General features: G+C 45.0%; 24 protein-coding genes. 4 read left to right on the plus strand and 20 right to left on the minus strand.

The features are described from left to right. Nucleotides 1-11: 11 nt before the first annotated feature. The 9 genes from GN277_RS12420 to GN277_RS12460 form a co-directional block, all read right to left on the minus strand. On the minus strand, nucleotides 12-914 hold the full coding sequence (locus GN277_RS12420) for a polyprenyl synthetase family protein (protein ID WP_159751332.1): 903 nt from the start codon (nucleotides 912-914) through the stop codon (nucleotides 12-14). Then, a complete protein-coding gene (gene xseB / locus GN277_RS12425) occupies nucleotides 904-1128 on the minus strand; it encodes an exodeoxyribonuclease VII small subunit (protein ID WP_159751333.1) in 225 nt (74 codons plus the stop codon). Before xseB ends, GN277_RS12420 begins: the two co-directional genes overlap by 11 nt. An 8-nt stretch (nucleotides 1129-1136) precedes the next feature. Beyond that, nucleotides 1137-2345, minus strand: a complete 1209-nt coding sequence (xseA, locus tag GN277_RS12430) for an exodeoxyribonuclease VII large subunit (RefSeq protein ID WP_159751334.1) — start codon at nucleotides 2343-2345, stop codon at nucleotides 1137-1139. 19 nt (nucleotides 2346-2364) lie between these two features. Continuing rightward, a complete protein-coding gene (gene nusB / locus GN277_RS12435) occupies nucleotides 2365-2763 on the minus strand; it encodes a transcription antitermination factor NusB (RefSeq protein WP_159751335.1) in 399 nt (132 codons plus the stop codon). Then, complete coding sequence (locus GN277_RS12440; protein WP_159751336.1) at nucleotides 2764-3147, minus strand: Asp23/Gls24 family envelope stress response protein; 384 nt, start codon at nucleotides 3145-3147, stop codon at nucleotides 2764-2766. It abuts the gene before it with no gap. Nucleotides 3148-3291: 144 nt separating this feature from the next. Then, on the minus strand, nucleotides 3292-4893 hold the full coding sequence (locus tag GN277_RS12445; RefSeq protein ID WP_159751337.1) for a peptide chain release factor 3: 1602 nt from the start codon (nucleotides 4891-4893) through the stop codon (nucleotides 3292-3294). A gap of 298 nt (nucleotides 4894-5191) precedes the next feature. Continuing rightward, on the minus strand, nucleotides 5192-6505 hold the full coding sequence (locus GN277_RS12450; RefSeq protein ID WP_159750368.1) for an IS110 family RNA-guided transposase: 1314 nt from the start codon (nucleotides 6503-6505) through the stop codon (nucleotides 5192-5194). A 388-nt stretch (nucleotides 6506-6893) separates the two neighbouring features. Continuing rightward, nucleotides 6894-7160 carry a hypothetical protein gene (locus tag GN277_RS12455; protein WP_159751338.1) on the minus strand — a complete coding sequence of 89 codons (267 nt, stop codon included), beginning with the start codon at nucleotides 7158-7160 and terminating at the stop codon, nucleotides 6894-6896. Between the two features lie 59 nt (nucleotides 7161-7219). Further along, nucleotides 7220-7960 carry a HEPN domain-containing protein gene (locus GN277_RS12460; protein ID WP_159751339.1) on the minus strand — a complete coding sequence of 247 codons (741 nt, stop codon included), beginning with the start codon at nucleotides 7958-7960 and terminating at the stop codon, nucleotides 7220-7222. Between the two features lie 131 nt (nucleotides 7961-8091). Between GN277_RS12460 and GN277_RS30175 the strand changes: the two genes are divergently transcribed. From GN277_RS30175 to GN277_RS30185, 3 genes are all read left to right on the plus strand, one after another. Further along, nucleotides 8092-8370, plus strand: a complete 279-nt coding sequence (locus GN277_RS30175; RefSeq protein WP_244324694.1) for a transposase — start codon at nucleotides 8092-8094, stop codon at nucleotides 8368-8370. A gap of 152 nt (nucleotides 8371-8522) precedes the next feature. Next, nucleotides 8523-8873, plus strand: a complete 351-nt coding sequence (locus tag GN277_RS30180; RefSeq protein ID WP_244324695.1) for an IS3 family transposase — start codon at nucleotides 8523-8525, stop codon at nucleotides 8871-8873. Next, a complete protein-coding gene (locus GN277_RS30185) occupies nucleotides 8870-9244 on the plus strand; it encodes an integrase core domain-containing protein (RefSeq protein WP_244324696.1) in 375 nt (124 codons plus the stop codon). The genes GN277_RS30180 and GN277_RS30185 overlap by 4 nt, the downstream gene beginning before the upstream one ends. A gap of 747 nt (nucleotides 9245-9991) precedes the next feature. Here the strand turns inward: GN277_RS30185 and GN277_RS12470 are convergent. From GN277_RS12470 to GN277_RS12510, 9 genes are all read right to left on the minus strand, one after another. Beyond that, complete coding sequence (locus GN277_RS12470) at nucleotides 9992-10579, minus strand: DUF1349 domain-containing protein (protein WP_159751340.1); 588 nt, start codon at nucleotides 10577-10579, stop codon at nucleotides 9992-9994. A gap of 11 nt (nucleotides 10580-10590) precedes the next feature. Continuing rightward, nucleotides 10591-11193 carry a sugar O-acetyltransferase gene (locus tag GN277_RS12475; protein ID WP_159751341.1) on the minus strand — a complete coding sequence of 201 codons (603 nt, stop codon included), beginning with the start codon at nucleotides 11191-11193 and terminating at the stop codon, nucleotides 10591-10593. Nucleotides 11194-11207: 14 nt separating this feature from the next. Next, nucleotides 11208-11798 carry a sugar O-acetyltransferase gene (locus tag GN277_RS12480; protein WP_159751342.1) on the minus strand — a complete coding sequence of 197 codons (591 nt, stop codon included), beginning with the start codon at nucleotides 11796-11798 and terminating at the stop codon, nucleotides 11208-11210. Further along, entirely contained in the window at nucleotides 11799-12788 is a 990-nt protein-coding gene (locus GN277_RS12485) for an ROK family transcriptional regulator (protein WP_159751343.1), read from the minus strand. Nucleotides 12789-12845: 57 nt separating this feature from the next. Further along, a complete protein-coding gene (locus tag GN277_RS12490) occupies nucleotides 12846-13484 on the minus strand; it encodes a sugar O-acetyltransferase (protein WP_204162741.1) in 639 nt (212 codons plus the stop codon). Nucleotides 13485-13557: 73 nt separating this feature from the next. After that, the gene (locus GN277_RS12495) at nucleotides 13558-14388 is read right to left on the minus strand and encodes a histidinol-phosphatase HisJ family protein (RefSeq protein ID WP_159751344.1); all 831 of its coding nucleotides are present in this window, start codon (nucleotides 14386-14388) and stop codon (nucleotides 13558-13560) included. Between the two features lie 19 nt (nucleotides 14389-14407). After that, the gene (locus tag GN277_RS12500) at nucleotides 14408-15037 is read right to left on the minus strand and encodes a sugar O-acetyltransferase (RefSeq protein ID WP_204162827.1); all 630 of its coding nucleotides are present in this window, start codon (nucleotides 15035-15037) and stop codon (nucleotides 14408-14410) included. Nucleotides 15038-15063: 26 nt separating this feature from the next. Then, entirely contained in the window at nucleotides 15064-15669 is a 606-nt protein-coding gene (locus GN277_RS12505; RefSeq protein ID WP_159751346.1) for a sugar O-acetyltransferase, read from the minus strand. Between the two features lie 67 nt (nucleotides 15670-15736). Next, the gene (locus tag GN277_RS12510; RefSeq protein WP_159751347.1) at nucleotides 15737-17098 is read right to left on the minus strand and encodes an MATE family efflux transporter; all 1362 of its coding nucleotides are present in this window, start codon (nucleotides 17096-17098) and stop codon (nucleotides 15737-15739) included. Between the two features lie 149 nt (nucleotides 17099-17247). On the opposite strand from GN277_RS12510, the gene GN277_RS12515 reads away from it, so the two are divergent. Then, on the plus strand, nucleotides 17248-18150 hold the full coding sequence (locus GN277_RS12515; RefSeq protein ID WP_159751348.1) for an AraC family transcriptional regulator: 903 nt from the start codon (nucleotides 17248-17250) through the stop codon (nucleotides 18148-18150). A 367-nt stretch (nucleotides 18151-18517) separates the two neighbouring features. Here the strand turns inward: GN277_RS12515 and GN277_RS12520 are convergent, their stop codons facing one another. Then, entirely contained in the window at nucleotides 18518-18733 is a 216-nt protein-coding gene (locus GN277_RS12520) for a hypothetical protein (protein ID WP_204162742.1), read from the minus strand. After that, nucleotides 18730-19407, minus strand: a complete 678-nt coding sequence (locus GN277_RS12525; RefSeq protein ID WP_159751349.1) for a helix-turn-helix domain-containing protein — start codon at nucleotides 19405-19407, stop codon at nucleotides 18730-18732. The genes GN277_RS12520 and GN277_RS12525 overlap by 4 nt, the downstream gene beginning before the upstream one ends. Nucleotides 19408-19603: the final 196 nt, after the last annotated feature.

Below are 19603 nucleotides of genomic sequence, written 5' to 3' on the forward strand. Positions count from 1 at the left end.
CCGTCCCCTCTCTATCTGTCCCTGTGGATCAGTTGGAGTAACAGCTTCTCCAGAAATGCATTCTCTCCCGACAGCTCATGAAGCAGACCTATCGCCTCCTTAGACAGCCTCTCCACTTCTTTTTTTGCCTCTGGAATCCCCATCAGGGTAACATATGTTGTCTTTTCATTCCTCTCGTCACTGTGGATCGGCTTTCCCAGCGTCTCGCTGGTACTGGTGACATCCAGAATGTCGTCCTGAATCTGGAACGCCACCCCCACATACCCTGCAATCTTCTCGACTTTTCGGACCTCCTCCTCTGAAGCTCCTCCAAGGATTGCCCCAATCATCATGGACGCCTCAATCAGCGCAGCCGTCTTAAGACGGTAAATGGTGCAAAGCACCTCACGGGAAACCCTGCGGCCTGTCTCCTTCACATCAATGACCTGGCCGCCGATCATCCCGTAGATTCCCGCCTTATCTCCAAGAACCGTAAGAGCCCTCCCAATGGCAAGGCTGTCCTCAGGCTCAATCACAAAAGCCTTAAATGCAGTTTCAAAAGCATAGTTTAGCAAGGCGTCTCCCGTAAGGATACCCATATCCTCCCCGTATACTACGTGGGTAGTCCTGCGCCCCCGCCGGTATTCATCATTATCCATAGCCGGCAGGTCGTCGTGAACCAGGGAATAGGTATGTATCATCTCAATGGCAGCCATAAATGGGCGCAGCGACTTTGCCGTACCATTATACAGTCGAAACGTCTCCTGCATCATAAGAGGACGCAGCCGTTTGCCCCCTGCCAGAAGACTGTATCCCATAGCCTCCATAATCACACTCTGATAGCCCTTCTGCTTTGGAAGATATTCCTGCAGTATTCCTTCTATCCTCTGTACCTTCTGCTTTATCTGAACCTGAAAATCATTGTCAGAATTCATGTGTTCCCCCCTCTTCATCTAATATCAGCATCTTCTTTTCCACTTCATCAATCCGCTCACTGCATTGCTTTAATGCATCCATCCCTCTATGGTATAGCTGGAAGGAGTCCTCCAAGGACACGTCCTCTCCCTCCATTTTTTGGATTACGGACTCCAACTGTACGAACAATTCCTCAAGGCTTGTCCCTTCCTTCTTTTCTGTCTGCTTTGCCATACCCTCTCCTACCTTTCTTCCTTCTGCCTGTCTGTTACAGTTCCATGAATCACCCCGTCCGTCACATACACAGACAGGCTGTCTCCTGGCTGTACCTGCTTAATGCTCTTAATCACCGTCTTATCCCTGCCTTCAACATAAGAGTACCCCTGGTTCAGCTTCTGTATGGGAGACAGTCCTTTCATGGCCTCCATATAGAGCGCAAGCCTGTGCCGGCTGTCCGTAAGCCGCCTTTCCATCTGTTTACGGAGACGGTCCTCCAAATCATCCAAACGCTGCCTGTGAACCTGCAGCTTGTAGCGTGGATGCAGGTATTTAAGTTTGGTCTGACATTCCTTAAGCCTTAAGCGGTTCATGGTGACCTTTTGAGTGAGCAGGCGGTTTAATGAAAGCCCATATTCCTGCATACGCATCTGTGTCTGACGGTAATCATAAACAGCAAGCTCAGCCGCCGCAGACGGCGTAGGAGCCCGAAGATCCGCCGCATAGTCCGCAATGGTGGTATCTGTCTCGTGTCCCACCGCCGAGATAATCGGAATCTGACAGTCGAAGATTGCCCGCGCCACCTCCTCCTCGTTAAAAGCCCACAGATCCTCGATAGAGCCTCCGCCCCGTCCTACAATCATCACATCCACCTGCGCAGCTTCTAACATCCGGATTCCCCGCACAATGCTCTCCTTGGCGCCTTCCCCCTGTACCTTAGCCGGATACAGGATTAGCTGGACATAAGGATTCCTGCGGGCGGCTATATTCATGATATCGCGCACGGCAGCGCCGGTGGGCGCTGTCACAACCCCGATCCGACTTGCATACTCCGGAATAGGCTTCTTGTATTCCGGCGCAAACATTCCCATTTCCTCCAGCTCCTTTTTCAACATCTGAAAACGCTCATAGAGAGCTCCGTCCCCGTCTGGACGAATCTCCCGCGCATAGAGCTGGTAAGAGCCGCTTCTCTCGTATACGTTTACCCCTCCGAGAACCACCACCTGCTGTCCGTCGCTGAGACGAAAAGAAAGCCCGCCCCGCTGCCCAGCAAACATAACGCAGGCAATCGTTCCGGACTCATCCTTCAGTGAAAAATATATATGTCCTGATGTGTGGTACTTACAGTTAGACACCTCGCCCTTAACGTAGATACGGTTCAGCATATAATCCTGGGTAAACATATTCTTAATATAAGCATTGACCTGTTTTACTGTATATATACTTTGTGCCATAAATCTCCTTTGCAAAGCTTCAGACTGCCAGCTTCGCAAGCACAGCATTAATGAAAGCAGGGCCCTCATCGCTGCTGTACTTCTTGGCAAGCTCAACGGCCTCGTCAATGGCAACACCCACCGGCACATCCTCATCCCACTTCATCTCATACACAGCAAGACGAAGGATGGTAAGATCCACCTTGTTCATACGGCTGGTCTTCCATCCCGTGGTGTGGGTATTCAAAAGGGCGTCAATCTCCTCTGCCTTCTTGGCAACCTTCTGGGCCTTCTGCCGGATATAGTCAAGATCCTGCTCCCTTGGATTCTCTAGCTGCTCAAAATAAAGCCCCAACTGCTCAGGCATCTCCTCTGGCGGCCTAAATTCAATCCCAAACACCATCTTAAAGATATGTTCTCTTAACTCTGACCTCTTCACTTATGCTTCCTCCGGCATATCCACTCCGGCAACACGGATATTAACATCAGCAACCTCAAGTCCTGTCATGTTCTCGATGGCAGCCTTCACCTTCTCCTGTACTCTCTGAGTGGTGTCCTTAATACTATACCCATAGTTCAGGTTCAATACTAAGGATACGGTCACGATTCCGTCCAGTACGTCAACCTTTACGCCTTTTGACAAAGACTTCATTCCAAACTTGCTCACAAGCTCTCTCGTAGCATTGCCAGTCATTGAGGAAACACCCTCCACCTCCATGGCAGCAAGGCCCGCAATGATCGCTACCACCTCGTCCGCAATCTTCACTTCTCCCAGATTCTCATCAGTCTGTATGGTATATGTGTTACGTTCTTCTTTACTCATAATTCAGAAACCTCCTGTTCTAAGTATACACTTCTTTTTATTATATCAAATTAATAGGAATTTGCAAATAGGCGCTGTGAAATTTTTCCTGTTTTCCTCACGCGCTGTGTTACTGTCCGCCCCTTAAATCCAACCTATTAAATGCTATCTTCCAAATTCAGAAAGCTTAAGCCCCTCATTGCGCTCTGTGGTCATGCGGATACTCCAGTCATTGACAAACAACAAAAGGGGACGCCCCTTTAAATCCTTGACCTTCTTCATATCAGACGTTCCTGTCAGCTTGTCTAAATCAATGTCTGTATTTTCAATCCACCGGATATACTCGTAGGGCAGGTTATCCAGACGGATATCCACATTGTATTCATTCTCCAGACGGTACTTTAAAACGTCGAACTGGAGGACGCCTACTACGCCTACGATAATCTCCTCCATTCCTGTATTGAACTCCTGGAAAATCTGGATTGCACCCTCCTGGGCAATCTGGTTGATTCCTTTGATAAACTGCTTACGCTTCATGGTATCTACCTGACGGACTCTCGCAAAATGCTCTGGTGCGAAGGTAGGTATTCCCTCATAGGCAAAACGCTTGGCGGAAGTGGTCAGGGTATCTCCGATGGAGAAAATCCCTGGATCAAACACACCGATAATATCCCCGCCGTAGGCCTTGTCAATCATCTTGCGCTCGCTTGCCATCATCTGCTGAGGCTGGGAGAGGCGCACCTTCTTGCCGCCCTGAATATGGTATACATCCATTCCCGCCTCAAACTCACCGGAGCAGATTCGCATAAACGCAATCCTATCTCTGTGCGCCTTATTCATATTAGCCTGAATCTTGAACACAAAGGCGGAAAAATCCTTCTCCTCCATGGGGTCTACCGCCCCCTGGTCGGATGTCCGCGGCAGAGGCGAGGTGGTCATACCAAGGAAATGCAAAAGGAAGGTCTCAACACCGAAATTGGTAAGGGCAGAGCCGAAGAACACAGGGGACAGTTCTCCCTTGCTCACCAACTCCTGGCTAAACTCTGCGCCTGCACCATCCTGAAGTTCAATTTCCTCCTTTAATTGCGAAAGCTGCGTATCCGTCACCCACTCCTTAAGCTTTGGGTCATCAATGGCAATCTTCATTACCTCCCCCTGGGTCGTTCCCTTGTGGGTATCGGAAAACAGCTCTACCATCTTCGTATTGCGGTCATAGACTCCCCTGAATTCTTTGCCTGAGCCGATGGGCCAGTTCACGGGACAGGTGGCGATACCCAGCTCATTTTCAATGTCGTCCAGAAGCTCAAAGGTATCCATGGCCTCTCGGTCCATCTTATTGATAAATGTAAATATGGGGATGTGGCGCATAGTACACACCTTAAACAGCTTTCTGGTCTGGGCCTCCACACCCTTGGACGCGTCGATTACCATCACGGCGGAATCTGCCGCCATCAGCGTCCGATAGGTGTCCTCCGAGAAATCCTGATGCCCTGGCGTATCCAGAATATTGATACAGTACCCGCCGTAGTTAAACTGTAATACCGAGGAGGTGACGGAGATCCCCCTCTCCTTCTCAATCTCCATCCAGTCCGAAACTGCGTGGCGGGCGGTGGCCTTGCCTTTTACGCTGCCCGCTAAGTTAATGGCGCCCCCATATAATAGGAACTTCTCCGTTAGAGTAGTCTTCCCCGCATCCGGATGGGAGATAATAGCAAAGGTCCGCCGTTTTTTAATCTGATTCTTTATTTCATCTGCAATCTGTGACATAATTTTAGAAACACTCCTAAGATATAGTATAGCCGCTTTTTTGCGTTGGTAAACAGTATAGCATACCTGATTGGACAGTGCAACTATCCATCCTCCTTTTGGTTTTACCGCCCTTTCGCCCAATGGCGAGACCGGTAAAGAAATAGATTTTAGCATAAGCAAAATCGGATAGTCCAGCTAAGAAATGTCAATAGCTAAAATGAAAAATGTTAAAAAAGTTTTTCAGAAGCATTTGATGTAAAAAGGGTAACTTTAATAAGCCCACCCATGTGGAACTATTTAAAATTCATAAGACCTGTTAGGCTGCGTTCCGTACCTTGTCAGGCTGCGCTGCCAGATACCGCTCACAGTGTTCCTGAGGAGTGATGATCTCAAATGGTTTATTATCCCGGAGCATGGCAAAAATGATATTGCAGATTTTATGCATGACAGCCCCGACAGCCACGTTTTTCTTCTTGCTTTTGCATTTGTCGGTATAATAGCCGTGGATAACTGGATTTACTGGTGTTTTTGTCCCTTTATCCACCTTAAGATTATTGATAGCCACCATATGCAGGATACGCCTGGCAAGGCTAGAACCCCTCTTGGACATGTGGACTTTATCCCCATTGAACTTGCCGGATTGCTTCACGGCAGGATCCAAGCCGAAGTAAGCATAAAGCTTCTTTGGGGAAGAAAACAGGTCAAAGGAGCCCATTTCAGCGATCAGGACGGCTGCACTGAGAAAACCGACACCACGCAGGGACTGGAGAAGGAAGATACGGTCATAAACCGGCGTCCCTTCCAGCTTATCAACAGCCTTATGCAGGTCCTCAAGTATATTGTCCAGATGCTCCTGGTATTCCCGGTAGGTTTTGATATACAGCCGGATCCGGAGTGCACTGCTTTGAAGCGCACGTCCGAAAACAGCGGCGTCCTTTGCGGCAGCACGTATGGCATCATATTTGGAAACGGCATATTTTTCACCGAAACGTGCGGTTTTGCGTATGGTTTCCACAAGTATGTCTTTTGGGGCGGCAAGCATGTCTGCGGCAAGGGGGTAAGCTTCCAGGAGCTTTAAGGAAGTTTGGGTAGTGACCTTGCTAAACACTTTCCGGTATGCGGGAAAGGACACTTTCAGTTCCGCCGTGAGCTTCAGTACGACAGCGGACTGCAGGTCCTTGAAGTAATAGTAGTCCCGTACCAGGTTGCGCAGGTCAATGACCTCATCATCTGGTATGATGGAAGTCTTCAGGGAAGCATCCAGGCCGACTTTGGCAGCTTTTTTTGAATCAAATTTATCATTATGCAGTTTCCTAACGTTCATATTTGTGCTATTCTTAGTGATGATAGGATTAATGACTGAGCAGTCAAACCCCTTATCACGAAGGAAGTACAGGAGCGGGATGTGGTAGATCCCGGTGGACTCAAGGAAGCAGCGGCTTTCGAGGGAATACATCTCTTGTGCTTCCTTTATTTTTGCGACAGCTTGCTCACGGGACTGCGGATCAGAATGAATGATCTTAAAAGGTTTTCCAGAGAGAATGCCATTGGGCAGCATGATGGACATCCAGGTGAAGTCTGCGCCGACATCAAGCCCGACTGAGAGATAAGGGATGCTTTCAAGCATCATAAGTACTTTTGGTATTTCATGGTTTTATCCTTTCAGGCAGGTATCCATTTCCAGAGGGCGGATACACAACCTAGCGGTTTATACAGGTATAGCCTGGGGCTTCCCAACCAGCCAAAACATAAATCACCACCGAATGGACTGACAGACTTTCTAAGAGGTTTCACCAGCCGGAAGGCCAGTTCCCAAGGAGGCGTCGTCAATGATCCTGCCTCCAGTGATTATACCTCTATGTTTTGTCTGGTGCATTAAGGAAACCTCAGACAGGGTAAATAATGTTGCCTTATAACTTCTGATGGAAGGGGAACTCCTCCTTCTGTTATATCTATATAGATTTATTAGATTGGACTTTGTAACTATTAACCAGTGGTCATTCTTGACTACACCATTATTATACTAGGAGGTATATAATTATTTTATCTACTGACCTCCCACACCATATTGCGTGTCCAGATTGATACAATTTTTGAGCTAGTGCTATCGTTTTTACATTTATCTCAAATACCCGAAAATCAACACTTTTCAGAAAGGCAGATGCACCCATGCATGGGCAGCTATCGTTTTTTGAATTGAATTTGCCGCACTTTCGATATTCCAAAGTATAAAAAATAACGATAGCCTGTTTTTCAGAGAGGCTATCGTTATTTTTTGCACCCAAAGGATTATCGCATCATTCCATTCTTTCAATCATCCAATAGTTACTTCCTCTTGGACTTCTTATACATTAAAAACAAGCCTATCTATATTAGGTAATTCTCCTATTTCTGCACAACGCAAAATTAATTGGTTAAGCAACATCGCCGTTTCCTCAACAAACAAAAATACACTATCCTTTCTTTTGTTTCCATGAACAGCAGCAGACCTTGCATTATATAATTTCTTCGTTTTCTTAAATATTTCACTTGCTTTAACATCATCTTTACCAGCCAAGAAACGAGCAATATAAAGACTCACTCTAAAACTAACCTCTGTGCTAACATTAAAAAGTGATTCTATTCCCGACCACAAAATAGCCAATTGTACACGAGGCATTGAATGCCATCTATAAGTTGCCATTGAATGAACTGCCGTTTGGTAAATGTCGTAAGTCATCAGTTTTGATGCAGTAACATAATATTTATTAATCCAATCTTCATCTATTTCTGACAAAATATAGCTTTTTGTTAACAATGCGTGAAACGAATAATTTGTAATATTTAAATAAGATGCATCTTTTAAATCATAAGTCGGTTTATTGCATTGAAGATTACTCATAACTTCACAATTAAAAAGAGCTCCAAGTAAAATACAATCCCATTGTGCATTCCAAGTAGTAATAGCTAACTGTTTTGCATCAGGAGAGGTTATTCTTAGCTGCGATGATAGATTTTTAATGCTTAAAACAGCAACGGAAAAATCAACGTCATTTTTTAGTAAATTTGAAATACTTTCGAATTGAATTTCTGAATCTACTGGCATAAGTGTGACATGTTCCCGTAAATTTATTTCGCGAGAGCATGAGATTCTGGACTGGTGTTAGTATATAAGTGTAGACAGGAAAAGTTGAACAATCTATACTATCAAATGAAGGAGCAAAGGAGATGAAGGACATGGCGAAAAACCAAAAATCTTATACTCCGGAATTTAAGCAGCAGATCGTGGATCTGTACAATGCCGGAGGAACCTCGTATCCACAACTGGAACGTGAATATGGCGTAAATAGAAGCACTATAAGCGGTTGGGTAAAACAGTTCTCCCCCATCAAGGTATCAGATGATGAGACTATCACCCTTAAGGAGTATAAAGCACTCCAGATAGAGAACCAGCGTCTTAAGATTGAGAACGAAATATTAAAAAAAGCCACCGCCATATTCGCAAAAGAACAATAGCTGAGATCGTCACTTTTATCCAGCATAATTTAAACAACTATACCATAACCCAGCTTTGCAGTGCTTTGAAATTTCCAAGGAGTACTTATTACAAAGCTCTGGTTTGTGTGCCTTCAAACAGGCAGAAAGAGTACGAAAAATTTGGCCGGAAAGTGAAACAGGCATATGAGGATTCAAAGAAAAGGTACGGAGCTGTCAAAATATGCCGCATACTCAATGACAGCGGAACACCCTGCAGTGTTAAGCGGGTCCAAAGGCATATGGAAGATCAGGGGTTACGTTCTGTCGTGGTAAAGAAATACAACCACCATGCCAATCATGGCAGTGTACCAGATGATAAAGTGAATATCTTAAAACGTGATTTTAGGACGGAAACCATCAACCAAAAGTGGTGTACAGATATCACCTGCATTCATGTGCAGAAAGAAGGATGGACCTATCTGGCTTCTGTCATGGACTTATGCATCCGTAAAATCATCGGCTATGCCTATGGCACATCATGACAGCGGAGCTGGCGGTTAAGGCGGTAGAGAATGCCTGCCTGAATGTCAGAGATGCAAAAGGGATCATTTTGCACAGCGACCTTGGAAGCCAGTATACGAGCCAGGCGTTTGAAGGATGTCTGAGCAGTAAAGAAATCTTGCATTCGTATAGCCGTAAGGGAAATCCATACGATAATGCCTGCATCGAATCGTTCCATTCCGTACTGAAAAAAGAAGAAATATATCTTCATACTTATCAAAATTCAAATGAAGCCCGCAGAGCAATCTTTGAATACATAGAAGGCTGGTATAACCGTAAGCGTATACATAGCTCTATCGGTTATCTAACGCCGCAGCAAAAGGAAGATGAGGAACTAAAAAAAGCAGCATAATCTTTCAACTTTTTTTGTCTAAAGTATTGACATAGATCCACCTCAATGATGAAAGCACCGATGGAATCCTCCACCTCGACTTCCGACACCGTCCCGTCTGCAAATTCATATTTAATTTTCATTCAGATTTCCTCCAGTCTTGAAATTTGGTTGAATGGCTTTCAAGACCGGAGTGGCGGCGCACGGTTTCTATATGGCCGGCGTTTCAGAGCGCAAAAAAGGCGCACCCGCACAATGGCAGGCACACCCATATTGAAAATGCTGTATTCTTTTGTATTCTTATCGGGAAACGAACAGAAATGTGTCGAATAAAAAAAGCCCGCAGTCCCCTTGGAAGGAACTGCGGTATGTACAGAAAAAAAATGATGTTTAGCCGCGGGCACCGGGATCTGGTCCCCTGCTCGTGCCATGCCCATGATATCCCCTCTCCTGGGGACAGCATTTTGTTCCGGCTTCCCCGGTGCCCGCTGGTGCCTCCCGCTGGAACCCCCTCCCGGAACCCCTTGAACAACAGAAAACACCCGGTAAAGTGCAGCCAGCCTGACTGCCTTTATCGGGCGTAAACACTTATTTTGGAGTCAAAAAGAGCGTGCTGCAATCCACATCTATAGTGAAACGCAGCACGCCCTCCAACATATGTGTCACACTTCTTTTTCCGTTTTAATATATAATGAGCCGCCAGTAACATCTCCGAAAGTAAGAATGATCCACCAGAACCTTTACCAGTCCTAACTATGGACACTCCCACTATTTATGGGCTTCCCACATACATTCTGTAATCTGCATATTCGTAAATTCTGCCTGGAAAGAACCTTCTTCCGGACTGCAGGCATAGACGCCAAAAGAAATATCCCCATCCCCTTCCCACAAATGGCATATCCGCATCTGCTGGAATGTAATGCCATCTGTACTGCACTCAATACAATAGTCTGATTCCCTTCGGCTAAGCCGGTACCACATAGATTTCACCGATGCATCAATATCTGTCGTTGCCCAGTCAGAATACCCATGGTTTGTAACAACACTGCCAAGCCTCTGATACTGCTCATTTTCATATTCAATCGATGCTTTCATCCAATTTTCACTATCCAGATACACTACAATACCGCATTGGTCAAATCTGGACTTGCTGTCAAATTCTGTTTTTACGATGAACGAAAAATACTTTTCCGACGTTTTCATCTGCAGGACTGGAGCACTGTCATTCTGAAACCCGTAATAGGTCCTCTGCCACAAATCAGTTTTTGGTTGTGTGTAAATAGTGATCCTGTCATCTGTCACGTCACTTTGATCTGCTTCCCTGATCCAAAACAAGTTTTTCTTTTCAAATTTCATATGAACCTCCTCTAAATATTGTTCGCATCATTTTCCGTTATCTTTCGGATTACCTTACATGGGTTGCCTGCCGCAACCACCTCTGGCGGAATACTTTTCGTTACAACACTGCCTGCTCCAATGACTGAATCATGGCCTATCGTCACGCCAGGCAGAATCGTAACGTCTCCTCCCAACCAGACGTTGTCCTCAACTGTAATAGGTCTACAGGTTTCTATCATATAGTGATGACCATCCGGTGCCATCCTTACATTCCGTTCCTTTGCCAATAATGGATGTACCGGGGTCAGAAATGATACGTTTGGACCTACAAAAACATCGTTTCCAAGCCTGATTTCAGCACAATCCAGAAACACTGCGTTAAAATTAATATAGCAGCGTGCCCCAATATATGTATTGCAACCATAATCAAATTTCACAGTTGGATAAATTTCAGTATATTCACCTATCGATCCAAGAAGGCCTTTTAAGATGCTCCGGCGCATTTCTATTTCACTTTCCGATGTACGGTTGTACTGCTCCGAAACATCCCTTGCTATATTTCTCTGTGAAACCAGCCATAGGTCAGAAGTGTCATACCATTCCCCATTCAGCATTTTTTCTCTTTCTGTCATTATGCGCCTCCCAATCAATGCCTGATCTTGTATTTTTCCCTGTCCTCATCCGTTATTCTGCGGATTACCCTGCACGGATTACCTGCCGCAACCACTCCATCCGGAATATCCCTGTTTACCACGCTTCCCGCCCCAATAACCGCATTATTTCCAATGGTCACACCAGGAAGCACTGTCACGCCCGCCCCAATCCAGACATTATCGCCAATCGTGATCGGATAAGCATATTCCAGCCCCTGGTTCCTCTGTTCAATATCCAGAGGATGGCCGGCAGTATGGAAACCACAGTTTGGAGCCACAAATACATTATCCCCAAATGTTACCTTTGCACCATCCAGAATCACGCACCCATGATTGGCATAGAAATTCTCGCCAACTTCAATATTATAGCCAAAGTCGCACCAGAATGGGGCATTGATGGTAAATTGCTTCCCGGTTTTCCCAAGTATAGCTTCCATTGCCGTATGCCGTTCTTCCTCATGGGATGGCAGTATCTGATTGTATCGGAAGCACTTATCCTTACATTCCAGCAGTTCTTTCCCAATCTCCGGGTTATAATTTGCGTCATACAGCTCTCCCCGTGATCTCTTCTCTTTCTCTGTCATTTATAAAACTCCTTTCTGGTCAAGGGCTTTCTGGTACATACCCTCCTGGTAATATAAATCAATATCATCCGTATAACAGAAATCCGGCATATATTCTTTTGGAATCCATTTTAAGCAGCCCAAATAAACCTGTTCTGCCTTTTCCTCATCTAACAGATCCCCCGCTAAAAGAATGCTGGAAGGATTTACTGCCACAATTAAAGAAGTCACTGCCTTTACGATGATCGGCAGTGCCGTTTCCGGGGATAACAGCCTTAATTCCTCTTTCCTGTCAAATTCATAAGGAAGAAAGCCGACCATGCCCGCAAACTGGTTATTTCCTTTCAGAACCGTTCCATGATAAACGCTGGCCGTCCCCGGCAAAACATTTGCCGGAAAAAAGCAGAGGGTAACAATGTCATCCTCCCTCCCCTCCTTTTTATAATACCCGTAGGCTTTATAATGGATATCATTCTCCATATGGACCGGAAGCCCAAATCTCTGCTCCAAAAGCTGAACCAGCGGTACCTCCTCCATCTCTGCTATATCACAGTGACGGACAATTCCATTTTCCGCTATGCTTGGCGTGCCCACTAAAATCATTGCGGCATTCATATGCTTTTTCAATGCCTTTTCAATCATTCCTTCAATAGCCATATAATCCAGATGCCGGAAATCCCTTTCATAATGCCCTAAAATATTCCCCAGTGGGGAAGTAACAGCCACCCTGACAGTCTTAACTCCTGCAATCATCTGGTAACTAACACAGATATAGCTCTCAAATCCTTCATTGTATTGGTAAATAACAGAAGCGCGTCCAACACCGTTAATCTGCGACTTCTCACCTAAAACCTCACCATTTTTTTCCAATTCATTCAAAAGGGTATTACAAGTAGCAACACTTAAGCCTGTTCTCTTAGAAATTTCCAGTTTTGTAAGCTGTTTTCCCCGCCACAAAAGACGGCGGATCAAATCCATATTCTGCCTTTTTACGCCGGCAGAATCCATCATAAATATCGCCTCCCCACATTATTATAATATTTATTATAATAATTATAATAATTGCCGTCAAGCATTTTCTATTAACCCATTCTGTCTGGAAGCCACATCATTTTGATATCCTTCTAACTCTTTCCTCCAAAAAATAATATCGTCTTCCGTAATTTCCCTTATCACTTTACACGGAACCCCTGCCGCTATGACGTGGTTGGGAATATCCTTTGTTACCACTGACCCAGAGCCGATTACAACATCATCCCCTATCGTTACGCCCGGATTAATAGCGACATTTCCCCCAATCCAGACACTGTCACCAATTTTAACCGCCCTTGCATATTCCAGTTCCAGATTTCTCACTTCAACGGAAAGCGGATGCCCCGCCGTATAAATGCTGACATGCGGTCCAAGAAATACATCATCTCCAAAAATCACTGCATTTTCATCCAGAATCGTCAGTCCTGTATTCGCATAAAAATGTTTTCCAAAATAAATCTTATCCCCATGATCACAATAAAATGGAGGCGTAAGGACCATATCTTCTCCAGCCTCTGCAAAATGCCCTTTCAATTCATCTAATGCACTTCTGTCACTCCAAAAATCAGATTCATTAAATTTTTTGCAGGCGGCCCTTATTTCCGCCCACGGGTTATCAGAAATCATATACGGATTATATAGCTTCCCTGAAATCATACGTTCCCTTTCTGTCATATTCCCTCCCTGAACAAAAACTGCCAGTCTGCCGTCAGTCTTCCATCTGTTTCATCCATTTCCCAAAACCAATTTATAATCCGTGAAATATCGGCTGCTGTTTTTCATAGGTGCAGAAATACTGAAATCCCAGCTCTTTCAGCAGATGTCCGGCCTCCTTGATATAAGCCCCTAAATGTTCCGCCTTGTGGCTGTCACTGCCAATCGTGATGATTTCGCCTCCCAGCTCCCGGTACAGCTTTAATATATTTACAGACGGTGTTGTATTTTTCAGCCCATACCGGTGGTATGATGTATTGAACTCTATTCCCCCGCCATCCGAAATCACGGTCCGCAGTATCTCTGAAATAACCGGTTTTACTTTTTCAAACGGATATTCGCCTTTCTCATCATACCGTGCAATAAGATCCATATGCCCTAACACACTGTAATCCCGATATTTCCTTATGACGTTCAGCATTTCCTCATAATATTTCCCATTATATTCCTTCTGGCTTTTCCCTCTCTGAAAATCCTGTGTCCAAAATTCCTGGTCATCCACCTGATGAACAGACAGAATCACAAAATCAAAAGGATATTTGTGAAACAGTGCCCTGTATAACGGAATGGTATGTACCTGCATACCAAACTCAATTCCAATCTTTATCCGAATTTTCTCCCTGTATTTTTCCTGCAATTCTTTAATCCTGGCAATATATACCGGATAATCCACATTGGCAAGCGGTTCCTCTCCCCGATACAATATTGGCTTCCCACAGTCCCAATCCTGCTTAACGCCATAATCCACATGGTCTGTAAAACAGATCTCATCCATTCCCCCGGCTATGGCATCCCTGACAACCTGCTCCATCGGATATACCGAATCGTCGCTAAATTCTGTATGTACATGATAATCTGCAAACATATCCTTCCGCCCTTTCAGTCTAAAATTCCATCCGCTCCAGGATATCCTGCCATGCCTCCCCGTCTATCTCCTCGTCACGGAAAAGTTTCCGTCTGTCCTTTTCCGTAATCTTCCGGATAACCCTGCATGGATTGCCTGCCGCGATACACCAGTCCGGGATGTCTCTTGTCACCACGCTGCCGGCACCGATCACCACGTTATCCCCTATGTGTACACCGGGGCATACCACCGTGTTTCCCCCGAACCATACGTTATCCCCTACCGTCACTTCCCTGCCATATTCATATGCCGAATTGCGGCTGACCGGATGGATCGGATGCCCCGCCGTGTAGATCGCCACATTGGGAGCCATCTGGCAGTTATCGCCTATCTTGATTTTTGCCACGTCTAAAAGCGTACAGTTATAATTTGCAAAAAAATTCTTTCCCACTTCGATGTGCTTCCCATAATCGCAGTAGAACGGCGGGTTCACAAAAGCGTCCTCAGATTTCCCGAAAAGTTCCTTCAATGTCTCCTTGATTCCCGCAAAATCCGAACGGTCCATAAAATTCAGTTTCTGTAAAATTTTCCTGCATACAAGCTGTTCCTCAAAAATCGTATCATCTGAAATATACGCCATGCCTGCATCCCGGCGCTGTCTGTTCGTCATGTCCATTTTCAATCATCCTCCCTGCATTACTTCTCCGGCTGGTTGTCGAACCGCCTGTCTTTAAAATAATATTCCTCGTCATGCTCATTGATTTCTCTGTATACCTTACAGGGACTACCGAATGCTATCACATTTGCCGGTATATCCTTTGTCACGACTGACCCCGCCCCGATTACAGAATTTTCCCCGATTGTAACCCCCGGCAGGACAACCACGTTTGCACCGATCCACACATTATCGCCAATCGTGACAGGGAAGGAATACATACCATCTGCCCGGTGCTTCGGATGAACGGGATGCCCTGTTGTACACAACGTCACATTAGGACCAATCAGGACATTTTTCCCTATTGTAATTTTCCAGTCATCAATCAAGGTCAGGTTCATGTTTGCATAAGTGCCGTCCCCAATCGAAACATATTTACCAACCGCAGCCGTAAGCGGCGGCACAATCCAGACATTTTTCCCGACCTCTCCAAACAGTTTAGGAAGGAGGGCAGCCCGTCCGTCCATGTCCTCCGGCGGTAATGCGTTGAACTGCTGCACAAGTTTTTTTGCGTGTGCCTGCAGTGCCATATTCTCCTCGTCATCACCCCATAAATAGCCGTTCTTCATTTTTTCCTGTTCTGTCATTTTCTTTATCCTCCGTTTTCGCTGTTTTATATTACCACAATTCCAATCTGTATCCTTTTTTAAATTTTCATTCCGCCCCATCATACACCGTAAGGTCTTTGACCCATTTATATTTTTTATAATGACGGTACACTGCCGGAAGCTTTACGATCTCATCCAGATTGACAATAAAATATACAGCCAGCACTGGAAGTTTCAGCATAAATGCCGTCAGAAATCCAAGCGGCACGGTGATACACCACATGGTCACTGTATCACATAGAAAACCGAATCTGGAATCCCCTCCTGCACAAAAAATACCTGCAATTGTCGTCCCGTTCACGGAATTTCCCACCATGTAGCAGGAACACATGACAAGCATCCATTTGAGATATGCATTTGCAGTAACACTTAAATCCGTTACCGTGAGTATCAGAGGACTTAAGGCAAGCAACACGATTCCTGATGCTACACCGCACAGGACAGACAATCTGCACAGCCTGCCTCCATATTCTTTTGCCTTATCCAGCCTGCCAGCGCCCAGTTCATTGCCAACCATGATCCCTCCGCCGCTCCCAAGTCCCAGGCAGAAGCAGGCAACAAGGTTTTTCACAATATTGGCAATCGAATTGGCCGCGACGGCGTCCGACCCAAGATGCCCCATGATAACGGAATACATGGTAAAGCCCACGCCCCAGACAATCTCGTTGCCAAGAACGGGAGAAGAATATTTCCAATAATCGTGCCGCAATCGTTTGTCATTGTGCATGATGTGGCATACCCTCAGCTTAGCGCTGTCTTTTTTTACGGTTTCAAAAATACACCACGCCACCTCTATCACTCTGGCAATCACCGTGGCCAGCGCCGCACCCGCAATTCCCATTTGGGGTAATCCGAACCAGCCAAAGATAAGGATTGCGTTCAATATGATATTGACCACCACACTTACAGAACTGATCACGCTGGATTTTGCCGCTTTGCCCGTGTTCTTCAATATGCAGAGATACACCTGTGAGATACCTGTCAGCAAGAACGCCAGGGAGACCGTCCGCAGGTAAACCCTGCCGCCTTCAATCAGTGGCAGCTCGTTGGTAAATACACGCATTAAAGATCCCGGAACGCACATTCCCGCAAGGAAAAACAAAAACGAAACAGCTGCGGTAACTTTCATGACATAGGCAAAAATCCGTTCAACGGCCACTTTATCTCCCTTGCCCCAATACTGGGCAGCGAACATGGAAAGCCCTATCGTCATGGCCATGAGAAATAAATTTTCAACAAATGTAACCTGGCCTGCAAGGGATACCGCCGACAGGGAATCCTGCGTCAGCATACCGAGCATAAGTGCGTCAGACGCACTGACCAGCGCCAGCATGAACTGCTGGAAAGCAATGGGAAACACAAGCGTCAACAGCTTTTTTGTAAAATCATACGATTTTTTCTCTTTCATCTTTCCATCCGCCTGATATTTTTTTATTCATGACAATAGAAGACTCGCGAATCGAGGATTCTATTGTTTGACAATATCAGGTTTTTGCATTAAAATCATCCAGTATCCTCTATTTTTATATAACAATCTTCCATTTATGAGGTGATTTTATGGATAACAACACAAAATACTGCTCCGTGTTCAATTCGGATTCTTCTGAAACGGTTGCATATAATAACCCTCTGTTCCCCGCCTATGTGGTATATGGACTCCTTTCCTCCTATCCGGACTATTCTTCCGTCAGTCACTGGCACAAGGATCTGGAGTTTATTCTGATAAAAAGGGGAACTATGACCTATAATGTAAACGGCCGGCTGATTGAACTGGAGGAAGGCAGCGGGATCATGGTAAACAGCTATCAGCTCCATTATGGCTTTTCTGCAGAACATAACGAATGTGAATTTGTCTGCATCCTGCTCTCCCCGGAATTATTGCAGGTGAACGATTGGTTTTATCAGAACTATATTGAGGCTGTCACTGAAAATTCAGCATATCCTTACCTGTATCTTAGCCGTAATGGCTGGATGTCATCCGTTATGGAAAAGCTGGATGAGATTTATGATTCTTTTGGCAAAGTCCCCGCAGAACCGCTATCCTATTTTGAATTGATGGAAGATTATTTTATGCTCATGAAAATATTGTATGAAAATCTTGATATTGGAAGCCAGACCCGGAAACCGGAATCTACCGACCTGTCTTCCCTCAGAAGCATGATGACCTACATAGAGGAACACTACATGGAACACATCACTCTGGCAGATATTGCCCTGTCCGGCGCCTGCTGTAAAAGTAAATGTTCCCTGCTCTTTAAAAAGTATCTGCGCGATACTCCTATCACTTATACCACGAAGCTCAGGCTGCGGAAAAGCCTTTCCACGCTGCTTGACTCAAACAGCAGCATCGCTGACATAGCCTATGAATACGGTTTTAGCGGGGCAAGCTATTACTGCGAAACTTTCAAGAAATATTATGGAATGCCACCACTGATATACAAAAAAAATCAGCCTGCTTGACCTTTGTGTTGTGATATTTTCATACGCCTGCGGATATTTTTCCGATAGATGCCTAAAATTCCTATCGTTAAAATTTGCACCCAAACTCACGCTTGGGTGCATTGTATCAAATTGTGGTACGCAAGCCATATTGCATGTCCAGATTGATACAATTTTTGCGTGGGTGCAATCTATTTTTACATTTACTGCAAATACCCTAAAATCACAATGTCATTAATTTAAGAAAAAGAACAATGCCGGATATCATTACACCGCTATATAGGGTAAAGATATTCGGCATTGCTTTGGATATGATATCCTCATAGCTATGTCATTTTACTGTATTTATCACATAGTTCTTCCACGCATCCCGTAATTCCACTATTGTTTAGTAAGCTCTTTTATGCGTGTTTGAATATTTTCCCGCAAGCTGCCCTTTTGTCCGATGGTAATGACGGTCTGGCCTTACGGGAACAAGATTTTTACGGATGTCTTCATAGATCTGCTGGAACAGCCTGTCCTGTTTCTGCCTGTCCGTTTCCAGTAATATATAGATGAGGTCATTTTTCAGTATCCCTATGCTCAATGTCCGGTTGACCATCATTTTATGTTTCCGGTGGCTCTCTTTTTCATCCAGTTCCGCCTGGTAATAACATGCTCCGCACTATTTCTATAAACCCCCAGCAACTGTTCCATCTTAGGCTGGATCAGATATGGCTGTACCGGTTCATGTTTCGCACCCATAATCCTGACGGGAATTCTTCTGTAAACCCCACGATCCTCCCGTTTATCCGCCAATACAAGATAATGAACCTGCTTGATGATACTTTCCGATAAAGGCATCTGCTCTTTTACTAAATCCCGCACAAAATCAAATGCCTCTTTATGCCCGACTGCCTCCATATGCTCTTTTAACGGCTTCCTGTCGATCGTCAGACCACGTAAAACCATATCCGTCTCACGCAGAGTCAGAGTATTTCCCTCAATCGCATTGGAATTATAGGTGTACTCAACAATAAACTCCTCTGTCAGACGTTCCAATTCTCCTTCTGTCAGTGGACGTCTGTTATCCAGTTCTCTTTTCTTCCTTTCTATAGCCGTCAGTAAACTTTCTGTTGCTTTAAACCGCCCATCTTCTGGTTTTCTTGCATCTACTGGAATCATCCAACTACGCCCTTCACGGGTGACACCAAAAACTTTTCCTTCTGCGCATAATATGCGCACACGCCTGTCAGAAATCCCCCATTTCTCTGCAGCCTGTTTTACTGTCATATACATAAATAATAACCCTCACTTCCCAAAACATTATACCCCCTAGTATAATAATGGTGTAGTCAAGAATGACCACTGGTTAATAGTTACAAAGTCCAATCTAATAAATCTATATAGATATAACAGAAGGAGGAGTTCCCCCTCCATCAGAAGTTATAAGGCAACATTATTTACCCTGTCTGAGGTTTCCTTAATGCACCAG

The sequence above is a fragment of the Sporofaciens musculi genome, assembly GCF_009830285.1.
Classification (GTDB): domain Bacteria; phylum Bacillota; class Clostridia; order Lachnospirales; family Lachnospiraceae; genus Sporofaciens; species Sporofaciens musculi.

Coding starts and splice junctions, on each gene's coding strand:
- GN277_RS12520 (WP_204162742.1), bottom strand. CDS start 18,733: ATGATGGTCAACCGGACATTGAGCATAGGGATACTGAAAAATGACCTC.
- GN277_RS12490 (WP_204162741.1), bottom strand. CDS start 13,484: ATGACAGAAAGGGAACGTATGATTTCAGGGAAGCTATATAATCCGTAT.
- GN277_RS12460 (WP_159751339.1), bottom strand. CDS start 7,960: ATGCCAGTAGATTCAGAAATTCAATTCGAAAGTATTTCAAATTTACTA.
- xseA (WP_159751334.1), bottom strand. CDS start 2,345: ATGGCACAAAGTATATATACAGTAAAACAGGTCAATGCTTATATTAAG.
- GN277_RS12450 (WP_159750368.1), bottom strand. CDS start 6,505: ATGATGCTTGAAAGCATCCCTTATCTCTCAGTCGGGCTTGATGTCGGC.
- GN277_RS12515 (WP_159751348.1), top strand. CDS start 17,248: ATGGATAACAACACAAAATACTGCTCCGTGTTCAATTCGGATTCTTCT.
- GN277_RS12525 (WP_159751349.1), bottom strand. CDS start 19,407: ATGTATATGACAGTAAAACAGGCTGCAGAGAAATGGGGGATTTCTGAC.
- GN277_RS12485 (WP_159751343.1), bottom strand. CDS start 12,788: ATGATGGATTCTGCCGGCGTAAAAAGGCAGAATATGGATTTGATCCGC.
- GN277_RS12420 (WP_159751332.1), bottom strand. CDS start 914: ATGAATTCTGACAATGATTTTCAGGTTCAGATAAAGCAGAAGGTACAG.
- GN277_RS12510 (WP_159751347.1), bottom strand. CDS start 17,098: ATGAAAGAGAAAAAATCGTATGATTTTACAAAAAAGCTGTTGACGCTT.
- GN277_RS12500 (WP_204162827.1), bottom strand. CDS start 15,037: ATGACGAACAGACAGCGCCGGGATGCAGGCATGGCGTATATTTCAGAT.
- GN277_RS12470 (WP_159751340.1), bottom strand. CDS start 10,579: ATGAAATTTGAAAAGAAAAACTTGTTTTGGATCAGGGAAGCAGATCAA.
- GN277_RS30175 (WP_244324694.1), top strand. CDS start 8,092: ATGGCGAAAAACCAAAAATCTTATACTCCGGAATTTAAGCAGCAGATC.
- GN277_RS12480 (WP_159751342.1), bottom strand. CDS start 11,798: ATGACAGAGAAAGAGAAGAGATCACGGGGAGAGCTGTATGACGCAAAT.
- xseB (WP_159751333.1), bottom strand. CDS start 1,128: ATGGCAAAGCAGACAGAAAAGAAGGAAGGGACAAGCCTTGAGGAATTG.
- GN277_RS12475 (WP_159751341.1), bottom strand. CDS start 11,193: ATGACAGAAAGAGAAAAAATGCTGAATGGGGAATGGTATGACACTTCT.
- GN277_RS12495 (WP_159751344.1), bottom strand. CDS start 14,388: ATGTTTGCAGATTATCATGTACATACAGAATTTAGCGACGATTCGGTA.
- GN277_RS30185 (WP_244324696.1), top strand. CDS start 8,870: ATGACAGCGGAGCTGGCGGTTAAGGCGGTAGAGAATGCCTGCCTGAAT.
- GN277_RS12440 (WP_159751336.1), bottom strand. CDS start 3,147: ATGAGTAAAGAAGAACGTAACACATATACCATACAGACTGATGAGAAT.
- GN277_RS12505 (WP_159751346.1), bottom strand. CDS start 15,669: ATGACAGAACAGGAAAAAATGAAGAACGGCTATTTATGGGGTGATGAC.
- GN277_RS12445 (WP_159751337.1), bottom strand. CDS start 4,893: ATGTCACAGATTGCAGATGAAATAAAGAATCAGATTAAAAAACGGCGG.